General features: G+C 61.5%; 1 protein-coding gene. It reads left to right on the forward strand.

The features are described 5' to 3' along the window. Positions 1-45: 45 nt before the first annotated feature. On the forward strand, positions 46-974 hold a 929-nt coding region (gene ptsP / locus F1381_RS27825), incomplete at its 3' end, for a phosphoenolpyruvate--protein phosphotransferase (RefSeq protein ID WP_151738063.1).

The raw sequence follows: 974 nt of genomic DNA on the forward strand, positions 1-974 counted from the left end.
CCGCTCTGCAGGAAGTGATGGTTAAAGAAGGGCTGGGCGAGGTTCATGAATAAACTCACAGGAATCGCGGCCTCCGCCGGCATTGCCGTGGCCCGCGCATTTATCCTGGAGCATCCGGATTACACCATCACGAAGACAACTGTCAGCGATGCGGACGCCGAAATCGCCAAGCTGGACGCCGCCCTCGAGAAATCGAAGGGCGAGCTGCAGCGCATCAAGGAGCGCACCCTGGCCGAGCTCGGCGAGAAGAAGGCGGAGATTTTCGAATCCCACCTGCTGATTCTGGAAGATCCGGAGCTGATCAGCCCCGTGAAGGATAAAATCCGCGAAGAGGCCGTCAATGCGGACTACGCCCTGCAGGAGGTGGCGTCCCAGTTCATCGCCATGTTCGAGAACATGAAGAGCGCCTACCTGCAGGAACGCGCCGCCGACATGCGCGATGTGACGAAGCGCGTGCTCAATCACCTGCTGGGCATCACCTATGTGAGCCCGGCGGAAATCGATGAAGAGGTGATCGTCATCGCCGAGGATTTGACGCCTTCGGATACGGCGCAGCTGAACCGCAAGTACGTCAAGGGCTTTACGACCAACATCGGCGGCCGGACCTCGCACTCGGCGATTATGGCCCGCTCGCTGGAGATTCCGGCGGTCGTCGGTACGAAGAGCGTGCTGTCCGCCGTGAAATCCGGCGATCTGGTGATCGTGGACGGGCTGAGCGGCGACGTGCTGATTAACCCGGACGAAGCCGTAGTCGCCGAGTACACGAAGAAGCAGGAAGCCTACAACCTGCAGATCGCGGAGTGGAAGAAGCTGCGCGGGGAGCCGACCGTCTCGAAGGACGGCAAGCATGTGGAGCTGGCGGCGAACATCGGTACACCGAACGACGTGGCCGGCGTGCTGGAGAACGGCGGCGAAGGCGTCGGCCTGTACCGGACGGAGTTCCTGTACATGGGCCGCGACAAGCTGCCGTCCGA

Source organism: Paenibacillus tengchongensis (genome assembly GCF_008973665.1).
Lineage (GTDB): Bacteria > Bacillota > Bacilli > Paenibacillales > Paenibacillaceae > Paenibacillus_AQ > Paenibacillus_AQ tengchongensis.